13 protein-coding genes, 1 tRNA gene, 1 rRNA gene and 1 pseudogene are annotated in these 17,773 nt (G+C 35.1%); 7 read left to right on the top strand and 9 right to left on the bottom strand.

Features of this window, described 5'->3' with window-relative positions; all coding sequences use genetic code 11:
* From rpsT to ACEYOS_RS06490, 3 genes are all read right to left on the bottom strand, one after another.
* The coding region (gene rpsT, locus ACEYOS_RS06500; protein WP_373797543.1) for a 30S ribosomal protein S20 at window positions 1-77 on the bottom strand (77 nt) is incomplete at its 3' end.
* A gap of 89 nt (window positions 78-166) precedes the next feature.
* Window positions 167-238 (bottom strand) — tRNA-Glu (locus tag ACEYOS_RS06495).
* Window positions 239-299: 61 nt separating this feature from the next.
* Window positions 300-1,589: an N-acetylmuramoyl-L-alanine amidase gene (locus ACEYOS_RS06490; RefSeq protein WP_373709743.1), complete on the bottom strand. Its 1,290-nt coding sequence runs from the start codon at window positions 1,587-1,589 to the stop codon at window positions 300-302.
* A 60-nt stretch (window positions 1,590-1,649) separates the two neighbouring features.
* On the opposite strand from ACEYOS_RS06490, the gene ACEYOS_RS06485 reads away from it, so the two are divergent.
* The 4 genes and pseudogenes from ACEYOS_RS06485 (at window position 1,650) to ACEYOS_RS06470 (ending at window position 6,709) form a co-directional block, all read left to right on the top strand.
* Complete coding sequence (locus ACEYOS_RS06485; protein WP_373709746.1) at window positions 1,650-4,235, top strand: putative LPS assembly protein LptD; 2,586 nt, start codon at window positions 1,650-1,652, stop codon at window positions 4,233-4,235.
* A 134-nt stretch (window positions 4,236-4,369) separates the two neighbouring features.
* Window positions 4,370-4,753 (top strand): Rid family detoxifying hydrolase, encoded by a 384-nt coding sequence (locus ACEYOS_RS06480; protein WP_373709744.1) that lies wholly within the window; start codon window positions 4,370-4,372, stop codon window positions 4,751-4,753.
* Window positions 4,754-5,203, top strand: a complete 450-nt coding sequence (locus ACEYOS_RS06475) for a hypothetical protein (RefSeq protein ID WP_373709106.1) — start codon at window positions 4,754-4,756, stop codon at window positions 5,201-5,203.
* Window positions 5,204-5,512: 309 nt separating this feature from the next.
* Window positions 5,513-6,709, top strand: a pseudogene (locus ACEYOS_RS06470) (serine hydrolase domain-containing protein).
* Window positions 6,710-6,777: 68 nt separating this feature from the next.
* On the opposite strand, the gene ACEYOS_RS06465 reads toward ACEYOS_RS06470, so the two are convergent.
* A complete protein-coding gene (locus ACEYOS_RS06465; RefSeq protein ID WP_373709105.1) occupies window positions 6,778-8,292 on the bottom strand; it encodes a trypsin-like peptidase domain-containing protein in 1,515 nt (504 codons plus the stop codon).
* A gap of 316 nt (window positions 8,293-8,608) precedes the next feature.
* Here ACEYOS_RS06465 and ACEYOS_RS06460 point away from each other — a divergent pair, with 316 nt between their 5' ends.
* Window positions 8,609-9,523, top strand: a complete 915-nt coding sequence (locus ACEYOS_RS06460; RefSeq protein ID WP_373709104.1) for a dimethylarginine dimethylaminohydrolase family protein — start codon at window positions 8,609-8,611, stop codon at window positions 9,521-9,523.
* A 170-nt stretch (window positions 9,524-9,693) separates the two neighbouring features.
* Here ACEYOS_RS06460 and ACEYOS_RS06455 read toward each other — a convergent pair whose 3' ends face one another.
* The gene (locus ACEYOS_RS06455) at window positions 9,694-10,356 is read right to left on the bottom strand and encodes a copper homeostasis protein CutC (RefSeq protein ID WP_373709103.1); all 663 of its coding nucleotides are present in this window, start codon (window positions 10,354-10,356) and stop codon (window positions 9,694-9,696) included.
* Between the two features lie 73 nt (window positions 10,357-10,429).
* Between ACEYOS_RS06455 and ctlX the strand changes: the two genes are divergently transcribed.
* Entirely contained in the window at window positions 10,430-11,353 is a 924-nt protein-coding gene (gene ctlX, locus ACEYOS_RS06450; protein WP_373709102.1) for a citrulline utilization hydrolase CtlX, read from the top strand.
* Window positions 11,354-11,517: 164 nt separating this feature from the next.
* Here the strand turns inward: ctlX and ACEYOS_RS06445 are convergent, their stop codons facing one another.
* From ACEYOS_RS06445 to nadD, 3 genes are all read right to left on the bottom strand, one after another.
* The gene (locus ACEYOS_RS06445) at window positions 11,518-13,734 is read right to left on the bottom strand and encodes a TonB-dependent receptor domain-containing protein (RefSeq protein ID WP_373709101.1); all 2,217 of its coding nucleotides are present in this window, start codon (window positions 13,732-13,734) and stop codon (window positions 11,518-11,520) included.
* A 333-nt stretch (window positions 13,735-14,067) separates the two neighbouring features.
* On the bottom strand, window positions 14,068-14,409 hold the full coding sequence (locus tag ACEYOS_RS06440) for a DUF3817 domain-containing protein (RefSeq protein WP_373709100.1): 342 nt from the start codon (window positions 14,407-14,409) through the stop codon (window positions 14,068-14,070).
* Between the two features lie 76 nt (window positions 14,410-14,485).
* Window positions 14,486-15,070 carry a nicotinate (nicotinamide) nucleotide adenylyltransferase gene (gene nadD / locus ACEYOS_RS06435; RefSeq protein ID WP_373709099.1) on the bottom strand — a complete coding sequence of 195 codons (585 nt, stop codon included), beginning with the start codon at window positions 15,068-15,070 and terminating at the stop codon, window positions 14,486-14,488.
* A gap of 122 nt (window positions 15,071-15,192) precedes the next feature.
* Here nadD and ACEYOS_RS06430 point away from each other — a divergent pair, with 122 nt between their 5' ends.
* Window positions 15,193-16,797 (top strand): hypothetical protein, encoded by a 1,605-nt coding sequence (locus ACEYOS_RS06430; protein ID WP_373709098.1) that lies wholly within the window; start codon window positions 15,193-15,195, stop codon window positions 16,795-16,797.
* Between the two features lie 841 nt (window positions 16,798-17,638).
* Here the strand turns inward: ACEYOS_RS06430 and rrf are convergent.
* Window positions 17,639-17,746: ribosomal RNA gene (gene rrf / locus ACEYOS_RS06425) — 5S ribosomal RNA — on the bottom strand.
* Window positions 17,747-17,773 lie beyond the last annotated feature (27 nt).

The raw sequence follows: 17,773 nt of genomic DNA, 5'->3' as shown, positions 1-17,773 counted from the left end.
TTGTGGTAGTATCTGTTGATTAATCTTTTCTTTTCGCTTTGTCTGATTCTTTTCAGAGCTGATTTATGATTTGCCATATCTTCTTAAAAACTTGGGTGCAAAGATAATAATCTTTTTTTAATTACAAAATCTTTTTATAAAACTTTTCAAAAACTTTCATCTTTAGTAGCCTATAAGGGAATCGAACCCCTGTTGCAAGACTGAAAATCTTGAGTCCTTACCACTAGACGAATAGGCCTTTGCTTTGAGGACTGCAAAAATAGAAATTACTTTTTAATCCTGCAACACCTTTTCTTCTTTTATCTTGATTTTTTTTGAATGGTGGTATTTTTAATCCCTTTATCATCGAGTATCTTCTGCGCTTTCACAGCCTCTTCTAAGCTGGAGAACCTGCCATAAGTATAGTAATACTTACCCTTCACTTTTTCTCTGGCCACGTCTTTTAAAGCATTGAGCATAAAAGAGTTTGAGCTTAATTTCTGATCGCTTACCGCTACTTCTAAAGTGTAATAACCAGTACCTAATTTCTGATTAGGAACAAACGATATAGAGGTTGCATTTCTAAAGCCAGCATCTTTTGCAGTTTTTAAATTATTATCTCTCACAGAAGCCATATTCGTGACGCTGTAGTAATATTTATACATATCATTGTCCTTAAGAGGAAGAACGTAATTCAGACCTTTTAAAGCTGGATCACCCGCATTATACTTCACTGGTGAAGACATTAATAGAATTCTGAAATCATTCTTTAGAGCAACTTCTATTGGTTTTTCTGGTTCTTTGGGCAAGTTTACCATGCCTCCATTTCTTTCAATGCTCTTTTTATAATTAATGATGGCGTCATAAATACTCTCCGCTACTTGGTTCTGACCTCTATCAGACGCCAAATAAGAAGCGTCATCATAATTGCTGACAAATCCAGTTTCAACCAATACTGAAGGCATTGCATTTAACCTTAAAACATGAAGATTCTGTTGTTTCACCCCTCTTGAAAATCGCTTGTCCTTATTTACGAAATTCCCTTCAACATAACTTCCGAAGAGCAAACTTGTTTCCAGATATTTACTTTGCTGCATTTTCAAAGCGATCAAAGACTCTGGAGATTTCGGATCATAAGACGCGAAAGTTTCACGATCTCTTTCATCCAAATAAATCACATCGTTCTCTGCCTTTGCAACTTCAAGATTTGTTTTGTTTTGGTCAGGACCCTGCACGAAAGTTTCCGTACCGTAAGGTGATGTTTTTGTACTTGCGTTAACGTGAATGGAAATAAATAAGTCGGCCTTGCTGCGGTTGGCTAAAGTAGTCCGTTCTGTTAATGATGGGAATTCGTCGATTTTTCTGGTATAAATAACTTTATAGTCTTTATTCTTTTCCAGCATTCTTCCCAACTTCAGGGTAATGGCCAAGGTAACGTCTTTTTCCCTCACGGTTCCCAGGTCACTATAATGCCGGTTTGCGCCATGATCACTGCCGCCGTGACCGGCATCCAGAACAATGGTAAACTTTTTCTGAGCACTCGGAAGGATGAATATTAAAGAGAATAAAAGGAATAAGTACTTTTTAAAGGAAAAACTATTGGTAATCATCTTTAGATTTTAAAAATTGTATTAATTTTGACGCCAATATATATAACAGATAAAAGCGCTTTGGTCAAAACTGGCTTCAAAAATATACTACAAATCTTAATTATCCTAATTTTTAACAATTTTTTAGCACATCTGCATGCTCAAAATTTGGCTGGAAATAAGATAGTTAATGATACTATATCTAAATCTGATACGATTGTTCTAAAGAAAGAACAGCTAGACGCGGTGGTGAGAACCAAAGCCGACCGTAACAGAAACGATATCCAAAAAAGGATGACTTACCTGAACAAAAATGCGCAGGTGAAATATCAGGACATGACGATTGATGCGGATTATATTTCTATCGATTGGGACCAATCTTTAATTTTTGCCAGAGGCGAATTAGATTCTTTGGGGAAAATTAAAAAGCCCGCAGTCGCCGTTCAAGGAGGGAAAACTTACGAATACGACGAGTTTACGTACAACATCAAAACGCGTCAAGCGATCGCTTTTAATGCAAGAACAGAAGAAAGCGAAGGAGTGATCGTTGCTGAAAAAACGAAGAAATATAACGATTCGGTTTTCTTTATGCGAAGAGGAAAATATACCACCGATGAATATTTCATAAAGAAAAAAGACACCATCGCTGATTACTATTTGCTGGCTCCAAACATCAAATTAATTAAAGGAAAAAATAAATCGCAGGTCATAACCGGTCCGATTCAAATGTATATTGAACAAGTGCCGACGCCTTTGATTATGCCTTTTGCTATTTTGCCTTTCTCAGATAAAAGGAGCGCGGGAATTTTGATTCCGAGTTTTGGAGAACGGGAAGACGTTGGATTCTTTCTGAACGGATTAGGATACTACCAACCGATTGGCGATCATTTCGACCTAAAAATTCTGGCAGACATTTACACCAAAGGTAGCTGGAATCTAAAACCCGAAGTTAATTACAAGAAAAACTATAAATACAGCGGAAACTTTTCGGCCGACGTCGGTACGACCGTTCGTGGAATTAAAGGGCTTGATGATTATTCAAAAACAGGAACTTACCGAATCGCCTGGCGACATCAACAAGATGCTAAAGCCAATCCGTTTCTTACCTTTTCGGCTTCGGTAGATGTAGTGAGTAATAAATTCTATAATAACACGGTTAATAATAATTACGCATTCAATCAAAATAATCTTAACGCACAGCAGAATTCCACGGTGAGTGTGGTTAAGAGATTTCTGACGTTACCGATTACCATTACCGGAACTTCTTCTTATTCCCAGAATTTCTCCACAGGCTTGGCAGATTTAAAGCTTCCGTTGATGAACGTGGCGATAAATCAGTTTTATTTATTCAAACCAAAGACCGGAGTTAGACAAGGTTTACTGGAAAACATCACCGTAAACACAGGATTGAATTTGAACAATTATGTTCAGACCGATGAAGGCGAGCTTTTTACCAAAGCGATGTGGGAGAAAATGCAAACCGGACTTAAAAACAATATTGCGTTAGGAACCAACACTACGATCGCTAAATATTTTACGTTCTCGATTTCTGCGAATATTGACAATGCTTTAACCACGAAAACACTGACCCGTAATTACAATCCGATTACGAATAAAGTGGAAGATATTCTCAATAATAAAATTGCGGGATATTCTTCTTTCTCCACGAGTACAAGTTTACAAACCGTTTTGTACGGCATGTTAAATTTCAAAAAAACCTCGTCCATTCAGGCGATTCGTCACATGATGACCCCACAGATTGGGTTCAGTTATTCACCAGATTTCTCCGCACAGAGTTTCGGATATTATAAAAATTATTACAATGATCGTGGGGAAATGACGCCCTACTCTATTTTCGATCGTGGAATTATCGGTTCCCCAAATTCAGGTTTAGTGCAAGCTTTGAGTTTTTCCATCAATAATAACTTAGAGATGAAAGTGAAGTCTAAAAAAGATTCCACCGGAACTAAAAAACTCAAAATCTTTGAAAGTTTAAATTTCAATACCAATTATAATTTTGCAGCGCCAAAGTACAAATGGTCGATGTTTACGTTTAATGGTCAGACTACTTTATTTGAAAAATTAAATTTAAATACGAGTCTAACTTTAGAACCGTATCAAATTATTTTTGCGCCTGACAGTGATGTCGGAATCAGAACTGAAAACTTCGGACATTTCAGTGTGCAAGGTTTTAATGCACAACTTTCCTACCCGTTGAGTGATGCAATTTTTGGTGAAAAAGAAGAACTTGCTAAGAAGTATAAAACCAAAGGCGATATTCGAAACGAAGATTATTATTTTGATGAAGATAATTACTCACGATTCAAGCAACCGTGGAGTTTAAATATAAACGCCCAATATGGATACACCAGAAGTTTAACAAGATTTGGAAATAATGTAGCATCCTTAGGCCTTGATGGAAGTATTAAGTTATCTCCATTCTGGAATATCACTGGTAATTTGTATTATGATATCGTTAAAAAAGAAATCGCTACAACTCAATTAGGATTCTCCAGAGACCAGCGAAGTTTCACCATTAACTTTAACTGGATTCCTTACGGACAGTACAAAGTTTATGATTTCTTCATCGGGATAAAAGCCAATATCCTGCGGGATGCCGTGAAATATAAGGACCGAAGCTTCACCCAACCGAATGCACCGTTTTAAATTTTAAATAATAGAACTTAAGTTTTATATTTGCCAAATATCAAACCTATGAAATCTCCAATTTCAAAAACTGCAAACAAGCACAAATAGACACAGGCGATTCCGTATGACCTCAAAAAAATAATTAGATAGCTATGAAAAAGATCATCATCTCCACGTCGAAAGCACCTGCTGCAATTGGACCTTATGCACAAGCGAATTTTGCGAATGGAATCCTTTATATCTCCGGACAAATTCCTTTCAATTCAGAAACGGGTAAATTAGAGGAAACGATTGAAAAAGCCACGCATCAGGTGATGAAGAATTTAGAAGCGATTCTTACTGAAGCTGGATTAACTTTCAGCAATGTGGTGAAAGCGACGATCTTTTTAAAGAATATGGATGATTTTGCCGTGATGAATGACATCTACGCGTCTTACCTTACCGAGGGAAGCTATCCTGCGAGAGAAACGGTACAAGTATCTTGTTTACCGCGCAATGTTGACATCGAAATTTCTATGATCGCACATCAATTTTAAATGAATTTTTTAAGAAATACATTTGCAGTTCTCACAGGTTTGTTTGTGGCAGCACTTCTTATTTCATTGGGAGTAAGAATCAATTCGTCGTGGATTACCTACGAGGGATTTACGCCGTTTCAACGTTGGGAAACACTGCTGAAAGCAATGGAGCATAAACCCTACTTCTTCGTTGCGCTCTTAATTTCATCTGGGATTGCAGCAACCGTTGGTGGTGTGGTAACGGCGATTATTGTGAAATATGCGAAAGTAGCTTATGCCATTTTAATCGGTTTTATTCTTTTATTTATGGCGATGCTCGACATCATTATATTCCCGTATCATCCTACTTTTTATAAAATCTTAATCTTCCTTACGTTCTTCCCTTTTGCCTGGATCGGCGGAAAAATTACCGAAGTGATCTACGAAAGAAAGAAGAAAAGATTAAAAAAACTGCAAAGTAAAAATTAGAATTTCTTTTTTTTAGGAGCGTCACTATTTCGCATCCCTCCCGCTATACACTATGCCTGTTTGTTTATCTCGTTTTTAGACGAGATTTCGATCATGGCTACAATCACTTTCCGTTTTTTCATTCGAAGCGAATTTTAAATCTTAATATTAATCTGTCTAAATTTTAATATTCACTTGAAATAAAACAGAATGAAAAAACTACTCCTAATCTTTTAGATCACCTTATTTACTGCAACTTCCTTCGCTCAGAAGTTTGATAAGGAAAAGCTCGATCTTTATTTTCAGACTTTAGAAAATAATAACAAATTTATGGGAAGCGTTGCTCTTTCCGAAAATGGTAAAATAATCTACACCAAATCCATCGGCTTTTCTGATGTAGAATCGAAAACTAAACCCAACCAAACGACTAAATACAGAATCGGTTCTATTTCGAAATCGTTTACCAGCGCACTGGTTTTTAAAGCAGTTGAGGAAAATAAACTTTCGCTGGATACCAAAATTTCAAAATAATTTCCAAACATCAAAAACGCTGATAAAATAAGCATCAGCAATTTGCTCAATCACAGAAGTGGAATTCACAGTTTTACAGACAATGAAAATTATCTGTCTTGGAACACCCAAAAAAAATCTGAACAAGAATTACTGAAAATAATAGAAGATGGTGGCAGCGATTTTGAACCGGACACCAAAGCAGATTACAGCAATTCTAATTATGTTTTACTAAGTTTCATTTTAGAGAAGATTTATAAAAAATCATATTCAGAAGTCGTACAAGAAAAAATCATTAAACCAATCGGCTTAAAAAACACGTATGCAGGCGGGAAAATTAACCTAAAAAACAATGAAGCTCACTCTTACACCTTTGAGAATAACTGGATCAAAGAAACAGAAACCGATCTTTCCATTCCTCTTGGAGCAGGTGCAATCGTTTCTACGCCAAGTGATTTATTGCAATTTGCAGAGGCATTATTTAATGGGAAAATCATTTCAGAAAAAAGTTTAAACCTAATGGAAACCATCAAAGATGATTATGGTTCCGGACTTTTTCAAATGCCTTTTGGTGCGAAAAAAGCCTTTGGTCATACTGGCGGAATCGATGGCTTCAGTTCTAATTACGGTTATTTCCAAGAGGAGAAAGTCTCCTTCGCATTAACATCCAATGGAAGTAATTACACCAACAACAATATTGCGATCGCAGTTTTAAGTGCCGTCTTTAATCAACCGTACGAAATCCCAGCTTTTAAAACTCTCGAATTACCGTCAGCAGATCTAGATCAATATCTAGGAATTTATTCCAGTAAAGACATTCCTTTAAAAATTACGGTTACCAAAAATGACACAACATTGATGGCGCAAGCAACCGGACAATCTGCCTTTCCTCTTGACGCCAGCGATAAAAATATATTTAAGTTTGATCAGGCAGGAATTGTTTTAGAATTTATGCCCGCTAATAAAACGATGATTTTAAAACAAGGTGGCAAAAATTACAATTTCATCAAAGATTAAAAGAATGTTTGAACACAAAAAAACGCAACCTTAAAAAGTTGCGTTTTTCAATTTTGATAAATATTATCCTAAGGCATTTTAAATCCTCTGGTCGTCATTCTGCCGTATTCATCAACATATTTGATTTGAACATTTCCGCTGTAAGACTGCAATATCTTTTCAATATCTTTCTGCGAGTTCACTGGTTTCCCATTTACTTCAATGACAATATAATTATCAACGACTCCTATTTTTGAAATCTCGCTTCCTTCAATTACATTCTTAGCAATAACTCCACTGTTTAAACCATAATCCGTTTTGAATTTTTCACTTAAAGGCTCAAACTCAGATCCGATCTTTTCAGTTACAGAAAGGTCGGCTTTACTTCGTAATGATGTGCCACCTTTTTGATCTTTCAAAGTCACATTCACCGTATTTTGTTTTCCGTTTCGGGTGTACGTTACCGATACTTTATCACCAGGTCTTTTACTACCGACAGCAAATGAAAGATCGTAATAACTTGAAACAACGGTGTTGTCCACTTTAGTCACAATATCTCCATTTCTTAAACCTGCATCTTCAGCACCACCTTTTTCAGCAACTTCGATTAAGTAAACGCCGTCTCCTGCTTTAAGATTGGTTTTTTTCTGTTGATTGTAAGCCGCAACACTTCTTTCATCAGATAGATCTAAAGGAACTACGCCTAAAAATCCTCTTTGAACCAAACCAAACTGCTTGATGTCCTCCACAACTTTTCTGGCTAGATTGGCGGGAACGGCAAAACCGTATCCTTCATAATAACCAGTTTTAGAAGAAATCGCCGAGTTGATCCCAATCAATTCCCCATTGGTATTGACCAAAGCACCACCAGAATTTCCTGGATTAATGGCTGCATCAGTTTGTATAAAACTTTCAATTGGTGTTCTTGACTGTTGGCTGAGCAAATCAATGCTTCTTCCTTTTGCAGAAACAATCCCAGCTGTAACGGTAGAATTTAAGCCCATCGGATTTCCAACTGCTAAAACCCACTGACCTACTTCAGCGTTATCTGAATTGGCAAAATTAAGATAAGGCAATCCTTTTTCTTCAATTTTTAAAAGTGCGATATCTGTGGTTGGATCGGTTCCCACTAAATTGGCAACGTAAGATTTTTTATTAGAAAGAACGACTTCTAATTTCGTCGCTCCAGCAATTACGTGATTGTTCGAGATAATATAACCATCAGGAGAAATGATTACCCCAGAACCCATTCCCGTTGGCATATTGGGTGGCGGAGTTTGGTGCTGCTGTCTCGGGTTTCCTCCGAATGGATTTCCGAAGAACTGATCAAAAAGATCCTGCTCGGTTGTTCTGGTTTTCCTGTTAGAAAAGTTTTTGATACTCACTACCGCAGGAACGGTCATTTTGGCAGCCTTCACGAAGTCATCTCCAACTCCACTCATGTTGAAAGAGGCATATTTCGCATCACTATTCTTAGGTGCAAAATAATTAAAATCTGAATCTTTACTATTTACATTAAAGTAATTGATGGCTCCAAAGGTGGTAGCACCAGACATTACTCCTACAACTGCATACGGAATCAGTTTTTTCAAGGTATTTCTCATCGTCATAAATTATTTAAAACGTTATATTTAATTATCTACTAAACAAATTTAATGCTAAATGAGTATTCATAGAAAGAGGTTCGTTTCAATTTTAACTAAACATTAACGAGAAAGACCACATTTTAAACATTTTTTAATAAAATACGCAGTTTGACACGCTATTTTAACATTTTCGATGTCATAAAAACGGACAGGAAATTAATAAAAAAATGAGGATAGACAAAAAATCTTTGGTATATTTGAAATCAGATCTTTTTAAAGGTAAAAATCAAAGTTAATTCACGACTTTACATCAAATTCAAATCAGCGATATCGTATGAAACTCAATATAAAAAACGAAACAGGAAGACTTAAGTCTGTAGTTTTAGGTCAACCTAATTCATTGGGAGCCGTTCCCACTTTAGAGGAAAGTTACGATGCAAAATCTTATGATACTATTCAAAAAGGAATTTATCCTACCGAAGAAGATGTCATTTTTGAGATGAGCGAATTCGAAAAAATATTAAAAAAACATGATGTAAAAGTATTTCGTCCAGAGATCATCAAAGATTACAACCAGGTTTTTGCCAGAGATGTCGCCTTCGTTATTGAGGATAAAATGATTATCTCTAATGTTATTGCAGACCGTGCTGATGAGCAGGAAGCTTACCGAAAAATTTTCGAAGAAGTAAAATGGAGAGACATCATCAATCTTCCTGATACGGCTCACATTGAAGGTGGTGACGTGATTGTCTGGAATGACTTTATCTTTATCGGAACTTGCTTTTCTGAAGATTATCGGAATTTCAAAACTGCCAGGACGAACGAATACGCCATTAACATTCTTAAAGAATATTTTCCTAAAAAAAGAATCCTGGATTTTGAATTAAAGAAAAACGACCGCGAACCTTACGCAGGAATTCTTCATTTGGACTGTACTTTCAATCCTGTCGGAAAAGATAAATGTATTATTTATAAAAACGGATTTGTTGATGAAAGCGATTACCTTTTAATTCTGGATATTTTTGGTGAAGAAAATTGTTTCCACGTAACCGATGAAGAAATGTTTGAAATGAATCCAAATATTTTCTCGATCTCACCAGAGATTGTAGTTTCTGACAAAGCTTTTACAAGAATGAATGATCACCTGCGAAATGAATGGGGAATGACGGTGGAAGAAATTCCGTACCGCGAGATCTCTAAAATGGGTGGACTGTTAAGATGTTCTACTTTGCCTTTGGTAAGAGAATAAATTTAGATTTTACACGTGGTATTTTGACGCAAAGATTTTAAACAAAGATGCTTTTCAAATTACGAATCTAAAGGCGTTTCACTCAGCAAAGGACATTTGAATACTTTCCTTTATAAAAATATCTCTAATATCAAATAACGTTTGTGTTTTAATTGTTTAAAAAGAAGATTTTAAGAACACAACTTTTTAAGTTTCTTAATTTCATCATTCGTTACGAAAGTGTCGTATTTTAAGATTGCGGAGGAATGAAAACTGGTTCCGCCGGTGAACTTTTTCAGTTCTTCAATATTTTCCGAACGTACGCCACCACCAATAAGAATCTCTATTTTATCGGAATAATTCTGAACTAAAGATTGCAACGCTTCTTTTCCTTCCATGGCAGATTTTTTACCGCCAGAAGTTAGAACGGTTTTATAACCTAATTTAATCAAAGTTTGAATTGATTTTTCTAAATCTGCTGTTCGGTCAAAAGCCCGATGAAAAGTACACGGCGTTTCGCCAGCCAATTCAATTAATTCTTTATTTCTGGCTTCATCAATTTCATTATTCGACGTTAGAATTCCAAACACGAAACCATTAGCGCCGCCTTCTTTAAAAGTGATAATGCTGTTCTTCATTTCAATGAATTCGGCATCGGAATAAAAAAACGGACCGCCTTTCGGACGAATCATGACATAAATGGGAGTTTGATAATGTCTTTTCAGATGCATAAACTCGTAAAAGTCGGGAGTTGTTCCGCCTTTTTCAAAATCATCGCAGAATTCTATTCGATCAGCCATCGATTCACAGGCGATTTCTGCAGAAGTAATTTCAAAACAAGCAATTTCTAACATGATATTTTTATTATCTATAAATTTAAGTATTTTTGTGAGATAAAGGATTACTCCTCATTAAAACTTATTATTCATGCAAACAGCAAATACCGTTCTGATGGTAGAACCGATCGCTTTCGGTTACAACTCCCAAACTGCTCAAAACAACTATTTTCAGGTCGAACAAAAAGAAGCCGACATTCAGGAAAAAGCGCTTCAGGAATTCAACAATTTTGTAGAAAAACTGCGAGAGAAAGGAATTCAGGTGATCACTATAAAAGATACCTTGGAACCTCATTCTCCGGACTCTATTTTCCCAAATAACTGGGTTAGTTTTCACGAAGATGGAAGAGTTGCCTTGTACCCAATGTTTGCGCCGAACCGAAGAGTGGAGAGACGTTCAGACATTTTAGACACGCTTCGCGATGAAGGGTTTAACATCAATGAAGTTGAAGATCTATCTTCTGCTGAAACTGAAGATCAATTTTTAGAAGGAACGGGAAGTATGATTTTCGATCATGACTTTAAAATTGCATACGGATCTGTTTCGCTGCGTTTAGATGAAGGATTATTCCGCGATTTCTGTGAAAAGTTCGGTTACACGCCAGTCGTTTTTCATTCGTTTCAAAATGTAGGAAATCAAAGGTTGCCAATTTACCACACCAATGTAATGATGTGTGTTGCAGAACAGTTTGTAGTAATTTGCCTGGATTGTATTGATGACGAACTGGAAAGGGAAAAAGTTCAGGAAGTCATTAAATCAACGGATAAAGAAGTCATTGAAATTTCTGAAGAACAAATGCATCAGTTTGCCGGAAATATGCTGCAAGTTCAAAATGAAGAAGGATCTCAGTTTTTGGTCATGAGCCAAACCGCCTACAAATCTTTAACGAGGAAGCAGATTGAAAAAATTGAATCTTACTGCGAAATCATTTATGCAGATTTAAATACCATCGAAGTCAACGGCGGCGGAAGTGCGAGATGCATGCTGGCAGAAGTTTTCTTACCGAAGAATTAAAAACATATTTCACGGAAAAAACGGAAAGACTTTATTAGATTTAAAAAGAAATTAAAATGTACTTCTTTCCGTTTCCTTTGTGACTTCACGTGAAAAACGAAAACCCTTAGAGATTCTAAGGGTTTTTCTTTGAAAAAATAAAATATAATTAACCTGTATGAATATTATCTGGTTCTGTTTTTAATATCTTTATCAGCACTGTCGATATCCCGCACTTTTTTCACTTTCTGATTTCCGAAATTATAAACCATTGTTAATTTAACTCCTCTTATATATCGATTTTGATCAATGGTGTTAAAGTTGCCGTTATCCTGAATATCATTCACAATAATTTGCTGCGTATTTAAAACATCATCTAAATCGAGCGAGAACGTCCATTGATTCCAAACCTTTTTAATGTTAAGATCTAAACTCATCAATTGATTCAACTGGCCCAATTCGATCTGTTGTTTATCGACATAGAAATAGTTCACGCCTAAAAACCAAGTCTTGTTTTTATCAAGTCGAATGTTATTGTTGGTCTGGATTAATAAACTGTTTGATGATTTCTTGTTCTCGTAAACTGGAAAGATATCTCCTGTTATTGGATCTTCGTTTAAACTTGCATTATTTACATTTCTTTGCATACCAATATTAAAATTGGATGTTAAATACCCTTTAAAGAAACTTTTCTGCATTCCTATCATGGCACTCATTTCCTGGTTGTTTCCGAAATTGGTTCTAATGTAGCGCAACTGATTTTTACCGTCGATCACTCCCTGCAAAGGAACTTCTGTAATTGCATCTTTAATGAAACTGTGGTTAAGGATTAAGAAATAAGAGCTTTTATACATATATGTCAACTCGTGAGAATAGATCGAGGATGCTTTAACAAAAGGATTATTTTGAGTATAATTAAATTCTGTCAGTAAGGTTTTTACTGGATTCAATTCCCAGAAAGAAGGTCTTTTCATACGGCTCGAAAAAGCGTATGAAATATTATTATTGTCGTTTATGGCATAGTTTGCACTTAAGAAAGGCAATAATTTATTGTAATTTCTTTTGATGTTTCTGAGCCTTTCATCTTGAGCATAATCAGAATTGCCTTCGCTTTGCGTGTACTCAAAACGAGTTCCGATCTTTCCTGAGAATTTTGGAGAGAACACCTTTTCAACCGTCACATAAGTACCAAGAATATTTTCTTCATAAAGGAAATGATTTGGATTCGCTTCCGAAAGTTGGGTACGAAAGTCGAACGCGTTATACTGGGTGTCGTTATCGGTATTCGTTCTATTAAAATTTCCACCTAATGCAACCGTGAACTCATTTTTGAATTTTTTAATATAATCAGCTGTTGCCGAAAAATTATTGATGATTTGAGGTTGATTCTGTTCAATCAGTAAAGTTTGATTCAATTGATTTTGATTACGATCAGCAATAAACGTCGAATTATTAGAAGTTTGAAATCTTTTATACAACAATCCCGCAACATTCAAATTGAGTTTACTTCCCAAAGTATCCGTTTTCAATTCATAATTTAAGTTGACTGAATTATTATAAGATCTCGCATCTTCTTTACTTCTGGTCCAGGAATACTGCACCTCATTTGTTAAATTATTTTTGGTCGTATTGAAAAAATTGATCGTCGAATTATTGCTCTTATTGGCTCTAGAATTATACGTTAACGCTAAACTACTTTTATCGTTGAGTTGATAATCAATATTTAAATAACCGCCTAAATTTTTATTAGGGTCGGTCATATTTCCTTCAGAACGGTTGCTTGCATTTTGGTTACCATTCGTAAGAATGAAATATTTTTCGTCAATATTTTCGCTGGTATTAACATTCGCACTGACTCCTAATTTATCTCTTCTATAGTTGAGACTTACGCCAGCTCCGGTAGCATTATAATAATTTTGTTCGTTCGTCAATCTTAAATTTCCATTCAAACCATCGGTGGCTTTCTTTTTAAGAACGATATTAATAATTCCGTCTGTGGATTCCACATTGAATTCACTTCCGGGCATGGTGATCACTTCTATTTTTTGAATATTTTCTGCCGGCATATTTTTCAAAAATTCTACCAGACCGTCAGCATCCATTTGCGTCACACGACCGTTGATGTAAATAACTGCATTTGATTTTCCCGCAATTCTTAAAGTCCTATCATCGGTAGAAGAAACCAGTGGCGTTTCTTTCAAAAGTCCGAAAGCGGTATTTCCCTTTGCAACCGGTGAGGCAGCAACATCATAAACAAATCGGTCGCTCTCTTTTTTGAAAACCTTTTTGGTCATCACAACTTCTTGAATATCTTTCACTTTTGCTGAATCATATTTTGGTCCTTTCTGAGCGAATGCGACGAAACAGGTAAGGAGAGATAGAGAAATCAATAGTTTTTTCATGGCGTAGAGTTTTAAAAAAAGAAGGAAGTTGAGTTATTAGTTTTTGATTTGGTTATCAGTTCTGGTTTTTAGTTTTTACTTCCTCCCTTTATTTTAGTTTTTAGTTTTTTAGAATCTTACTATGCAAAGATATATAATCTTTTTAGTATTATGCAATACAAAGTACTAAAAACTATATTCTTTTTAATTTAAATCGTTGATAATCAGTGATAAAAATTTATAAATATCTAAAGACTTACATAGTATACAACTCAGAAAGCTAAAGTATTACATCATTTAACAAAAAAAGAGCAGAAAAATCTGCTCTTAATTGATGGTCTTTTTTGTAGAAAATTATTCTTCCCGATTGAAACGTGCTAACTTTTTATCAACCCAAATAGTGGCGAAAGGGAAAAAGGCAGAAAGTAAAGCAAAGACGGTATCTTCTTCATCCCATTCGTAAATCTTTTTCGCATTGAAAAGCAACAGTAAATAAAGGGAAAAAAATAAGCCGTGGATATTACCGATAATGATAATGTAAATTGTGGGTAAAAGTCCTTCGCGATCATATCGGATCCAAACCATGGCGCTGAACAGAAATAACCAAGAGATGGCTTCTGCTACACAAATTTGTTTAAACCATTTGTGGATTTGATCTTGGCTATATTTGGCGAAAAAATTTTCGATAAAATTCATAGATGTAATTTATAAACTCGCTATAGCAAGTCAATAGGCAAATTTAAGGATTAAAACATGGGATTAAAAATATTTTCTATTTATAAAAATTACTTCCATCTAGATAGTCGAAAACTTCTGGTGGCAACATCGGTCGTACGTTCTTTCCTTCTTTAATCATGTTGCGAATTTCGGTAGCAGAAAGTTCGATGATGGGCGCTTTAATTAAAGAAATATTTTCATGTTGTAAATATTCACTTTCTTTTTTTGCTTCATCAAAAACTCTTGGATAAACGATGATGTGGTGATTTTTAATTAAAGTATCTGCATTCTTCCATTTTGAAAGTCCATTTAAATTATCTTCGCCCATTATTAAAGAGAAAGAATAATCTGGATGTTTTTCATGCAGATAAGTCAATGTATCAATGGTGTAACTAGGAACTGGCAAAGAAAATTCAACATTAGAAGCACGTAGTTTTGGATAATTTTTCAACGCATGCTGAACCATATCTAAACGGTTATGATCTTTCAGTAAAGATTTTTTATCTTTAAACGGATTTTGCGGACTAACGACAAACCACAGTTCATCCATATCCGTATTTTCAATTATGTAATTCGCCAAAATCAGATGACCAATGTGAATGGGATTAAAACTCCCGAAAAATAAACCAATTTTTTTCATAGATAAAAAGTAATGAATAGCCGTCATTCTTTTGAAAACGATTAATTTTATAAAGGTAAAAAAATATTGCTAAACGTATAATAAACGCCGATATATTGAGTTCAAACAGAGAAATAATTTCATTGAAAATCTTACTTCCACTTTTCCTGCTTTTCACCTGTGTTTTTTTGAAAGCACAAGCGAAAGAATATTGGCTCATCGATATCCAAACCGATAAAAAAACGTTGGCAAAAGATTCTACCGCTGCGGTGAAATTTCTGGATTCCTTAACTCAGAATTATTATTATTTTACTGAAGTTAAAAAGGTGAACAAAGATGGGAATCTCACTCAAATCTTCTTTGACAAAGGTAAAAATTATAATCAAGCTGAAGTTCGACTTGATGAGGAAACGATAAGGAACTTTAAATATCAACCACAGTTTTTCACCAAAAATTTAGACTCCTTAAAAAAGGAAATAAGCGAGAAATACAGAAATCAAGGTTTTGTTTTTAATCGTGTAAGATCTCAATTTAAAGGAATGAAAGGTGATATTCCACAAGTAGAACTTTCAGTCATTAAAAGTGATCAACGGAAAATCGACGGGATTGTTTTTAAAGGATATGAAAAAGTCCCAAAACGTTTTATCAAAAATTTAGAAAAAGAATATCTGGGTAAAAATTACCAGGAAAATACTTTATCGAAGTTGAATCAGTCGTTACAGAATCATCCTTTTATACTTTTGGATAAAGCACCGCAAACTTTATTTACAAAAGATTCTACTAATGTGTTCCTTTTTGCCCAGAAGAAAAAATCGAATTCGTTTGATGGCGTGATCGGTTTTGGAAATGATAAAACAGAGAAGTTTACTTTTAATGGAAGCTTGAATCTGAACTTCAGGAATATGTTTAATGGTTTTGAAACCGTGAATATTTTCTGGCAGCGAAATCCAGATAAAGGACAAACTTTCGATTTGCAAACCGACATTCCTTATTTATTTAAATCAAATATTGGAGGTAATTTTAAAATTAATATTTTCCGACAGGATTCTACTTATGCCAATGTAAAACTCACACCAGCATTTTATCTTCATTTAAACAGTAAGCAGAAAATTGGACTACGTGGTACGTTCGAAACTTCAACTGTTCTTGATTCTCTTTATGTTCAAGGAAGAGATTACAACAAGAAAGGAGTTGGATTGTGGTATGACTATTCCGAACCTTCGGAGGTTGAATTATTTTTATATAAAACGAGAATCAGAGCAGAGGCGGATTATATCACCACCAATTATTCTGCAGAAAACATCACCGCAAACCAGACTAATTTCTTCATTTCTGGTGAGCGAAATTTTCATATCAAAGGAAATAACTATTTAAACTTAAGAGCAGAAAGCGCGCTATTAAACTCCAAAAGTAACTTTGCAATCAACGAACTACTGCGCTTTGGAGGATGGAATTCTTTACGTGGATTTAATGAAAACGCTCTTTACGCAGATTTCTATTACTATGGAACTGCCGAGTATCGTTACTTAGTTGGCAACCAAGCATTCTTCGATGTATTTGCGCAATACGGAGAATTACAAAATAAAAGCCTAGGATTAAAACCAAAACTTTACAGTTTCGGGTTGGGCTTTAATTTTATTTTACCAATCGGCTTAATGAGTTTTCAGATATCCAACGGAAATGAATTCGGAAATCCAATAAAATTTGGAGATACTAAAATTCATTGGGGGATATTGAGTAGATTTTAAAAATCTACATTCAGAGAATGAACAGTTGAATATCCCATCCATCTTGTTACAATCTTCTTCTTGAGAATTCGATCCGACATGTTTTATTGTAGAAACAAGTTAAAAAAGAGGCGTATATCGTATAGATGATCGTACGTAGTATTTAAAAATTTTTTCCGCAAAATAATTGGTTAGATACAGGCCGATTAAGTATAAAAGCAAAATCACATTCTCAATTAAGGAGCATCAAGACTTTGGCTTCTTACCAGTCCAGTCCCGCTGTCCGCTGTATCTTTTTTGCTTTCGACTAAATTCATCCAAAATAAAAACGTTGCCAGCAAAAAAGGATGTCGCTACCATCGCGGCTATAACCTCCGGCGGTTTTTCTTTTCACTGGAACTTCAATGGTTTACCAAAACAACTTGGACAGGCTATTTCTGCAAACTCGCATCGTAGATCTATTTCATAGACTTGGATTGGAGTGAACGCCTTGCTTTACTGAAAGACATATGTTGATTTAAAAATCATAATTACAGTCAAAAGTTTTACTATTAATTTTTACTACAATCTTGGAAAACTTAACTACTCAACTACTTCAATAAAAATATTATGATAAAAAACTCATGAAAACTAGGATCATCTTCGGAAACGATAATACAAGATATTTAGTATCTCCTATTTTAGTCGATCGTCGATTTGCATTTTGTCTTTTCACATTATTCTTTTTACTTATTCGTATTCTCTTTATTCTGTTATATCTCTGTCTATTATCTATTCGTCTGTTATCTTTTAGTCTTTAATCTTCTCTCAATATTTTGGCCACAAAAAAACCTCAATCATTTCTGATTGAGGTTAAAAAAAAGACTGGCGGCGACCTACTCTCCCGCGTTAGCAGTACCATCGGCGCTAGAGGGCTTAACTTCTGTGTTCGGAATGGGAACAGGTGAGCCCCTCTGCTAAAACCACCCTAAAGGTTGTTTTGTACAAAAGGATGTAC

Origin of the sequence: Kaistella sp., from assembly GCF_041824135.1 — a bacterium.
Lineage (GTDB): Bacteria > Bacteroidota > Bacteroidia > Flavobacteriales > Weeksellaceae > Kaistella.
The sequence above is the reverse complement of the archived record's forward strand: the minus strand, read 5'-3'. Positions and strand labels throughout refer to the sequence as shown.

Excerpts from the sequence above, each read along its gene's own strand:
- ACEYOS_RS06490 (WP_373709743.1), bottom strand. The coding sequence starts at position 1,589 with ATGATTACCAATAGTTTTTCCTTTAAAAAGTACTTATTCCTTTTATTC.
- ACEYOS_RS06480 (WP_373709744.1), top strand. The coding sequence starts at position 4,370 with ATGAAAAAGATCATCATCTCCACGTCGAAAGCACCTGCTGCAATTGGA.
- ACEYOS_RS06475 (WP_373709106.1), top strand. The coding sequence starts at position 4,754 with ATGAATTTTTTAAGAAATACATTTGCAGTTCTCACAGGTTTGTTTGTG.
- ACEYOS_RS06465 (WP_373709105.1), bottom strand. The coding sequence starts at position 8,292 with ATGAGAAATACCTTGAAAAAACTGATTCCGTATGCAGTTGTAGGAGTA.
- ACEYOS_RS06460 (WP_373709104.1), top strand. The coding sequence starts at position 8,609 with ATGAAACTCAATATAAAAAACGAAACAGGAAGACTTAAGTCTGTAGTT.
- ACEYOS_RS06455 (WP_373709103.1), bottom strand. The coding sequence starts at position 10,356 with ATGTTAGAAATTGCTTGTTTTGAAATTACTTCTGCAGAAATCGCCTGT.
- ctlX (WP_373709102.1), top strand. The coding sequence starts at position 10,430 with ATGCAAACAGCAAATACCGTTCTGATGGTAGAACCGATCGCTTTCGGT.
- ACEYOS_RS06445 (WP_373709101.1), bottom strand. The coding sequence starts at position 13,734 with ATGAAAAAACTATTGATTTCTCTATCTCTCCTTACCTGTTTCGTCGCA.
- ACEYOS_RS06440 (WP_373709100.1), bottom strand. The coding sequence starts at position 14,409 with ATGAATTTTATCGAAAATTTTTTCGCCAAATATAGCCAAGATCAAATC.
- nadD (WP_373709099.1), bottom strand. The coding sequence starts at position 15,070 with ATGAAAAAAATTGGTTTATTTTTCGGGAGTTTTAATCCCATTCACATT.